Origin of the sequence: Paraclostridium sp. MRS3W1 (assembly GCF_032465715.1) — a bacterium.
Classification (GTDB): domain Bacteria; phylum Bacillota; class Clostridia; order Peptostreptococcales; family Peptostreptococcaceae; genus Paraclostridium; species Paraclostridium dentum.
The window spans coordinates 1-8,740 of the sequence record NZ_JAWDJM010000058.1; the positions used below are offsets into that span (position 1 = coordinate 1).

At 27.8% G+C, this 8,740-nt stretch carries 9 protein-coding genes; 1 reads left to right on the forward strand and 8 read right to left on the reverse strand.

Going from position 1 to position 8,740, the window contains the following annotated elements:
* Positions 1 to 21: 21 nt before the first annotated feature.
* The 5 genes from RWY47_RS04545 to RWY47_RS04565 all read right to left on the reverse strand — a co-directional run bounded on the left by RWY47_RS04545 (position 22) and on the right by RWY47_RS04565 (position 6,614).
* Positions 22 to 2,199, reverse strand: coding sequence for a hypothetical protein (locus RWY47_RS04545; RefSeq protein WP_168931781.1), 2,178 nt, complete (start codon positions 2,197 to 2,199; stop codon positions 22 to 24).
* Between the two features lie 157 nt (positions 2,200 to 2,356).
* A complete protein-coding gene (locus tag RWY47_RS04550; protein ID WP_150842545.1) occupies positions 2,357 to 3,736 on the reverse strand; it encodes a C40 family peptidase in 1,380 nt (459 codons plus the stop codon).
* A 288-nt stretch (positions 3,737 to 4,024) separates the two neighbouring features.
* Positions 4,025 to 4,588: a hypothetical protein gene (locus tag RWY47_RS04555; RefSeq protein WP_021429091.1), complete on the reverse strand. Its 564-nt coding sequence runs from the start codon at positions 4,586 to 4,588 to the stop codon at positions 4,025 to 4,027.
* A gap of 85 nt (positions 4,589 to 4,673) precedes the next feature.
* Positions 4,674 to 5,186: a transcription repressor NadR gene (locus RWY47_RS04560; RefSeq protein WP_150885982.1), complete on the reverse strand. Its 513-nt coding sequence runs from the start codon at positions 5,184 to 5,186 to the stop codon at positions 4,674 to 4,676.
* Between the two features lie 90 nt (positions 5,187 to 5,276).
* Complete coding sequence (locus RWY47_RS04565) at positions 5,277 to 6,614, reverse strand: AAA family ATPase (RefSeq protein ID WP_224171079.1); 1,338 nt, start codon at positions 6,612 to 6,614, stop codon at positions 5,277 to 5,279.
* A 152-nt stretch (positions 6,615 to 6,766) separates the two neighbouring features.
* Here RWY47_RS04565 and RWY47_RS04570 point away from each other — a divergent pair, with 152 nt between their 5' ends.
* Entirely contained in the window at positions 6,767 to 7,516 is a 750-nt protein-coding gene (locus RWY47_RS04570; RefSeq protein WP_150885984.1) for a sulfite exporter TauE/SafE family protein, read from the forward strand.
* 44 nt (positions 7,517 to 7,560) lie between these two features.
* On the opposite strand, the gene RWY47_RS04575 is transcribed toward RWY47_RS04570, so the two are convergent.
* From RWY47_RS04575 to RWY47_RS04585, 3 genes are all read right to left on the reverse strand, one after another.
* Complete coding sequence (locus tag RWY47_RS04575) at positions 7,561 to 7,836, reverse strand: hypothetical protein (RefSeq protein ID WP_035113673.1); 276 nt, start codon at positions 7,834 to 7,836, stop codon at positions 7,561 to 7,563.
* 116 nt (positions 7,837 to 7,952) lie between these two features.
* On the reverse strand, positions 7,953 to 8,141 hold the full coding sequence (locus RWY47_RS04580) for a hypothetical protein (protein ID WP_035113675.1): 189 nt from the start codon (positions 8,139 to 8,141) through the stop codon (positions 7,953 to 7,955).
* A gap of 53 nt (positions 8,142 to 8,194) precedes the next feature.
* Positions 8,195 to 8,740: hypothetical protein (locus tag RWY47_RS04585; protein WP_316030253.1), on the reverse strand; the 546-nt coding region annotated here is incomplete at its 5' end.

Consider the following 8,740-nt stretch of genomic DNA (forward strand, 5'->3'; position numbering starts at 1 on the left):
AGCGTACACAGTACGCTATTTTTATCTTTCTTTAAATATAACTTTATTAATTAAAATTATTAAAAACGGTATAATTATATATAACATAGTTGTTGCTGCTGAAACTACACCTGAATCATTTACTAAAAATGTTACTATAGCTCCTGCTCCAATTGACACTATAGCCTTTTTCCCATAACTTTCATTTTTCATCATTTCTTTAAACTCTTTTTTGTAAAAAATACTAGTTACTATTAAGCCTATAACACCTACGTATATTATATATACCCATGAACTATTTTGCATAAGTTGTATGTTCATAGAAATTTTTCTTCCAAATGTTTCTAAAATTGCAGTTGGTCCATTTACTAAAATTTGATTAATAAATAATGACAAATGAGATTCCGATCCACTTAACATATCTATAGCAGCAAATCCTAACACAACCAATCCAGCTCCAAATAAAATTAAAATAGCTTTCTTAAAATCTATTTTCACATTAAACACAAGCATTGTAAATAATATTAATGCTACACTTTCTGAAATAGCAGACCCAACATTTGCTCCCATTGTTGGAGATGCACTAATGAATAAAATTATTAGTGATAATATTGGAACAATTATTTTAGGTAGCTTCTTATTTATAATTAAAATGGACATTGCAGCTATTGAAGATCCTATGATTATACCTTGATATTCATTTCCTATTCCATAGTATCTAGCACCTACTATTGCATCATATGACATTATACTATTTTTCATTAAGTATGATCCTAATAGTGCATCTACTATTATAACGAAAATTGATAAAGTTGCATAAAACCCAATTTGCTTATTGTCTGATTTAAATATCAATCTGGAAATAAAGTATATAGCTAAAGTAAGTGCAAATATAGATAAGTAAATACCTATCTTAGTATTAAAATTAAACATAGGTGCTAATAAAAATGCCACTGGCATTATTAGTCCAAATTTGCTTAACTCTTTTAAAATATTAAATGCTTTCTTAATACTTTTACTATATTTATTTTCTAATTTCTTTCTAAATATTAGTAAAACTATACTTAATCCTAATACTATAGATGTAGAGTTTATAAAAAATTGAATTATACCACTTCTAACATCTGAAATATTCACAATTTTGCTATATTCTTTTTCAAGAAAGTTTATATTATCTTCATTTTTTATATTCTCTAGTTCTCTTCCTACCATATTGTTTGATGTTAACTTATAGTCTGCAAGTATTCCTGCACCTATGTCTACATTTCCAATTACACCATCTCTTCTAGTTGTTGCTGATGTTAACAGACCTTTTCCAGTTCCATCAAACTTTACAACAGGTGATAATCTTCTTTTATTTTTATAATCTATATCCTTAGGAAATGCACTCATTACATATACCGTGTCATTTTCATCTACAAGGCTAAATACTTCTTTTAAGTATTCATCTATGTTTTTATGAATTTTCTTTTCCATAGATTTATATGTATTTTCATTTAAATATGGTTTATATAAATCAAGTCTATACGTATCTCCTAATTCTACAAATACTATATCACTATTGTCATATTGATTTTTTGTTTCATTTTTTAGCTTATTGTAATCTGTACTTAACCCAAATGGCATGCTATCATCTTTTTTATTTATATTATCTACATTGCCACTATCTATTCTTCCATAGTTATCCATTGCCATTGCAGCAATATTTCTATTTAGTTCTTCTGGTTTTGTTCCTGTATCAGCATTTCCTAGTACTGATACACTCAAATCCTCGTTATTTAAGGTTTGACCCAATTCTCCCAATGTAGATCCATATTTTCCTTTATCTAAATTATCATTTATAGATAAATTAATGTCTGTATCGTTAACACCCTTTGGCTTTTTACCTGTAGCACTTTCATATGTAATTCTATTGTCTTTGTCTGCATCTTTAAAACCTCTAAAGTCTGTGCTATATGTATTTACTCTTCCCCCAGCTCCGATACTTGCATATGACCTATTATCCCCCGTACCTTGGTCACCTCTTACATTCATCAGTGCTATGTATCCTCGATTTTCTAATTGTTTTTTTAACGTCGGAATTTCTAGAAAATCTACAAAATTACTTCTATTCATATTTATAACAATAGTTTTATGATTGCTATTTGCAAATGCATTTATCGGTGTAATACAAATTAGCATTATAAGCACTAAAACTAAAGATGTTGCTTTTTTCTTCACTTCTCCACCTCCAAATTTATCTAAATTAATTATAAAATATATTTAAGTTTTACACTATAGTATTACCTTAAATAATAAAAAAATTCTGCATAAAATTCACTTTAAAATTACGATAGGGAGATATTTTCCTTGAAAATATCTCCCTATACCCTAATATCTATAAAACTCTCTTTGCTTTAACATATGTGTTTTGCCAATATGATGAATTTATATTAGTAGTTTTTACTACATCTCCTGGTTTAGGTGCATGTATCATTTGTCCATTTCCTATATATATACCTACGTGGTTAACTCCTCCACTACCATCAGTGCTTGAGAAAATTAAATCACCAGGTTGTAATTGAGATTGGCTTACAGTAGTTCCTACATTAGCTTGCTCTCTTGATGTTCTTGGCATTTTTATTCCATGTTGTCCATATACATAATATACTAATCCAGAACAGTCAAAGCTATTAGGTCCTTCAGCTCCCCATACATAAGGCTTTCCAAGTTGAGCTTTAGCTGTATTTATTATAGCTTGAGCATTATTAGTTTCAGATGATCCACCACCTGAACCTTCAGAACCACCTGAACTTTCTCCGCCTTTACTTATGTAATCACTGCTTCCCCATCCTACTTGTCCATTTGATAATTTTACTTTGTACCATCCATTTGAACTACTTAATATATCTACAGTATTTCCTTTGTATGCTTTTCCTACTATTGAGTTACTTGTAGATGGTCCACTTCTTATATTTAACGCACTTGCTGTTACTGTTCCTTTACCTGTTGATGGAGTCTCTGTTGATCCTCCTCCATTGTTAGATCCGTTATCTGAACCTCCAGATGTGCTTATATAATCTCCACTTGCCCATCCTACTTGTCCATTTGATAATTTTACTTTATACCATCCATTTGAACTACTTAATATATCTACAGTGTTTCCTTTATATGCTTTTCCTACTATTGAGTTACTTGTAGATGGTCCGCTTCTTATATTTAATGTACTTGCTGTTACTGTTCCTTTACCTGTTGATGGAGTCTCTGTTGATCCTCCTCCCCCTTGCCCAGATGTACTTATATAATCACTACTTGCCCATCCGATTTGTCCATTTTGAGTTTTTATTTTATGCCACCCATTTGAACTTTCTAATATAGTTACACTTTGACCTTTGTAAACCATAGTCACTTTACCATAGCTTGTAGATGGTCCACTTCTCACATTTAATGCATCCGCTGTTATTGTCCCTGTTTTTCCACTTGATGGAGTTTCTGAACTTGAATCTCCAGATACATTTATATATTTTCCGCTTCCCCAACCTGTTTTTCCATTTGAAAGCTTAACTTTGTACCATCCATTTGATGTTTCTAATATTTGTAATTTATCGCCTTTATAAGCATACCCCACTACTGAGTTACTTGTTGATGGCCCACTTCTTATATTTAATGCACTTGCTGTTACTGTTCCTGTTTTAGCATTAGCAAATACAGCAGTTCCTGATAGCACTATACCTAAAGATGTTACTGATATAGCTGTTGCAATTTTTCTATCAATCATACTTAATCTCCCTTCTTTTTATAAAACTAAACCAAAGCAAATTTTCTAAATTTGTATTTTTTTTGTAACCTTTTGATCATATTTTATGTCCAAAATTTTACTTCTATATATATATTATCGGTTCAATATGAATTTTCTGTGAAATTATATATATTTTTCTACATTTACTTTAAATTTCCTATTATATTTTATATTATAACTTATTTTATACATATTTTTAACATATATATTAAATTTTTATATAAAAAAATAACAAGATTAGATAAAAAATCCAATCTTGTTATTTTTTTATGCTTTAACTGCATCTATATTTTTTAATTCTTTAGGCATCACATTCCATATATAAACTGATAGTCCAAAATCTAACATGCTGTGAATTATAGTTCCTACCCCTACTAATAATAAAACAGATGTTAAAAAACCTTGTTCGTAATATCCTTGAGATAAGCTTGACCCAAAATAAAAAGGAATAACTACCAATACTTCACCTATTGCATGTAGAATACCCATAATCAATGAAAATCCCATTGACGACTTTATGCTAGATATAGCATTTTTATTTTTCTTTAAATAAATAGATCCAAAACTTACAAATACTAAATGGCTAAATGCTCTAGCTACTACAACTATCGGAAATCCTCCTAATAAAAATCCTATCGTTGTACCCAATGTAACAAATATTGCAGTGCTTGGTGAAATAAACATTGCTATAAATATAGCAACATGGCTAGCTAATGTAAATGATGCAGGTTCTAAAATTAGCTTAATTGGAGAAAACATAGGTATTATAATTCCTAAAGCACATAATAGAGCTGACATAACAACAGCTTTTGTATTGATTTTGCTATTCATAAAAAATCCCCCTATACATATGTAATTATAGGTGTCTTTACACCTGTCATTATAAGTGTATAGTCATATCATTTTTTTGTCAACTCTATAATAGATAATCTTTTTTCTTCAATGCTTTTATTACACTATCTAATACTTCCTCATTTTCACATTTTATAGTATGAAGATGAACTCCATCAGTTAGTTGTGATAATGGATTAGTTGTATCTTCACCTAATTTTTTCATAAATTCTCGTATATCTCGTCTAGACGATACGTGTAAATTTCCCGTTAACTGCCCATATACACTATGTTCAACTATAACATTTAAAACAGTTGCTCCTTCATCTACAATTATATTAAGTTCATCCTCGATAAATTCTTTAGAGTGTTTACATGCTATTGTCTTTATCAAACTACTTTCACATACTTCTTCATTTAGTATATATCCCTTAGGAGTTGATACAATATTTATACCTGTAGCTCTTATTAATGCAACATCAGAAACTATAAGTTGTCTACTGACATCTAAAGTTTTAGACAAATAAGAACCACTCACTGGTTTTGATGAACTTTTTAAAATTTCTATGATCTTTTCTCTTCTTTCATTGCCACTCATAATAAACTCTCCTTCTTTATATTCCTGTAATATATTATAACTTACTATATAAAATAAAAAATCCCTAATATTTATCATATAAGGGATTTTTTAATCATCAACTAATTTTTTAATTATATCATTTATATAACTTTTTTCTTTATCTATCATACAGCTTCTTATTAAAGGTTCTATATCTCTTTTTATTACTTGCCTATACCAACTGTCTACTATATATTCATCAATTTTACTAGATATCATAAAGTAACTTTGTCCTATCTTATAGTTTTTGCCTAAATCTTCATCTTCATCTATTATCTTATTCAATTTGCTCATATTACAGACTACTTTGTCTGCCATCTCTACCCCTAAGCATTCTCCAAGGTAATTTCTAAAGTCTATATTTTCAAAAACAGGTTCTATATCTATAAATCCAAATCTCCTTCTTAATGGGTAATCTATGTCTTTTAAATTTTTATCAGCAGTATTTAATGTTCCTATTATATAGACATTATCTGGAATATAAAAACTCTCATCGCTCTCGCTATAAATAAGTTTTATAGAGTTTTCCTTTCCTCTTTTGTTATTTTCAATTATAGAATTTATTTCTCCAAATACTTTATTAACATCAACTCGATTTATTTCATCTATTATAAAGTAATGCTTATGCTCCGGATAAGACTGAGCTTTTTTTATAAAATCATAAAATACCCCATTTTTTATATAGTCTTCTCCACTTTTTCCCTTTTTATATCCTCTTACAAATTCTTCATAGGTATAATTTTCATGAAACTGAACCATTTCTATATTTGAATTATCTCTGTTGCCTTGATGAAAATAGCAAATTCGCTTTGCTATAAATGTTTTTCCAACACCTGAAGGTCCTTGCAATATTATATTTTTTTTAAAATCTAAATTGAAAATTATATCATCTAAAACTTCTTCTTCCATAAAAACTTCCCTTAATAGTTCCGTTTTTGTATATCCAAAATTTCCTGCAAAATTGAATATTGCATCTACATATTTTTCTACTATTTTTTCTATTGCTGATTTAAACTTTAAAAATGCATGAAGATATAATTTTCTATACTCCATAAGTTCATTGAAATTGTCAACATCTATTTCAAATCCCATTCTAACCCAATCTTTATTTTGCTTTCTCTCACTTATACCAAGTTCATATCCTACTTTTCTTGATATAAATTCATTTTTTTCATAGTAAATATCTTTTAAAAATTGAGCACCTTCTGCATCTCTTGACTCTATGTATAATCCTAATTGTTCTTCTTTCCTAAAATATTTAAATACATAATATATGGGTTGCCCTAATATTTTACCACTAGAAAAGTAATCTCTTTGCTGGCTATAGCTTACATCTACATCTGCTTTATTTTCTATATCTATAGATAGTTTTGTTAAGAAATCTATAACTATATCTCTAGCCATCATAATCACTCCCCTTTACCATATATTATACCTTAGTAAAATATATGAGCTCTATTTGATTAATATGATTGTGATTTAATATTAATCATGGTAATTACATTTGTATTTCTTTTATATTATAATAATTGTAAATAAATTTTACTGTTGGAGGAATTATGCTTACAATTTTATTTCTTTGTCTTGGTGGTTTTTTAGCTGCTTTCGTTGATTCAATAGCAGGTGGTGGTGGGTTAATAAGTATGCCAATTTTATTAATGGCAGGTCTTCCCGCTCATTTAGCTCTTGGAACCAATAAGTTTGCAGGTGCTTTTGGTTGTTTTTCTAGTGCATACAAGTATTCAAAGTCAGGTAAAACTAATATCGAGTTATTAAAAAAATTAATTCCATTTACAATTTTAGGGTGTCTCCTAGGTGTTAAATGTGTTTTATCTATAAGTGAAAATATTTTAAATATTTTAGTTTTTCTTATGATACTAATGGTTGCAATATATACATATTTAAAGAAAGACTTAGGTAAAGAAGATAAATTCGAAAGCCTTAGTAAGGAAAATATAAAAAAAGGAATTATTATGGCTTTTGCTTTAGGTTTTTATGATGGATTTTTTGGACCTGGCACAGGTACATTTCTAACATTTGCATTTATAAAAATTTATGGTTTTGATTTTTTACATGCATCTGCAAATACTAAAATTTTAAATTTTACAAGTAATTTCACAGCACTTATATTATTTATGTTTAGTGGTCAAATACTTTACAAAGTAGCAATTTTTTATGCTTTTTCTATGATATTAGGTGGATATATAGGTGCTAAAGTAGCTATAAACAAAGGATCTCAACTAATAAAGCCAATTTTTTTATTTATGGCTGTAGGTGTCGCTATAAAGCTTCTTTACCAAGTTTTTTAATAAATAAAAGCTGTATAACCTTTAGGCTATACAGCTTTTATTTATTATTTTACTTCTATTATATAAACTTGAGTTTGTGGTGGTATACTCATAGTCATTACATTAGAATGAAAAGCTACTATTTTATCACCTATCTCCAAATCATCTATACTTATTTCATTATATTCACAATCAAGAATTAATGTTTGATCACTATAAATAAGCTTAGTGAAAGTATATATATCTTTTGGATTTGTAGCTATTGTTATAAACTTATATGGTTGGCCCTTAATATTACTTATATCAACTATATTTCCAAATTTATAATTTGCATACTTCATAAAAATTCCTCCTAAGAAAGGTTTCTCAATTTATTACCTTGTATATATTATGATTCATATTGAAAATATGTTAATATAGCATAAAAAAAATACAATGCAAATGCATTGTACTTTTTTTAATATGTTCCCTTTTTTTCTATCTTATCATATAATTTTTCATCTTTAGTTTTACTTGACCCTGAGTTTCTAGCCCCTATTTTTTTACCATCTACTATTCCAATTTCAGACCCATGTTCAAATAAAACTTTTCTTTTTTCTGCATTAGTTTTTGGTCTATCTTTATGTCTATTTTTATTATTTTTCATGATAAAATCCTCCTCGACGATAAGTGTATTTCATATTTAATTTAACCAAAAACTTAGTTCATATTCTGATTGTATGCAATTTCTTGACTTTCAATAATTTTTATCATGCTCATATTATTTTTTTCATCAACTTCAAATCCATACTTTCTATAAATTTTATTTAAAGATTCTTGTGTTATTATACTTTTAGAAGGTATTGCTACTCCCTCTATTCTCTTTATATAGTTAAACGTGTATTCTTCAAAATAATGATTATATAAGTCTAATTTTATATTTATTTTTTTTACTATATAATCTAGATTTTCTAATATTATCTTTCCATACCCATTATTTGGTTTTCCTGATGTAAATTCCTTTATATAAAGAATTCCACCATCTTCCAAGTTATAATAACTACAATCCATATATGTATCTTTAGCATCACCTATAAATACTCTTATATCTATAGGCATAAAAATTTCCATATCATTTTTACTTAATTTTATTGCCAAACAAACTATTCTATTTAATTTATCATTTTTAACTTCAAGTATTATATCTTCTTCTGTTTTTAAATATTTTTTTAATTTTTTAATAAGTTTTACATAATAATTATAGGT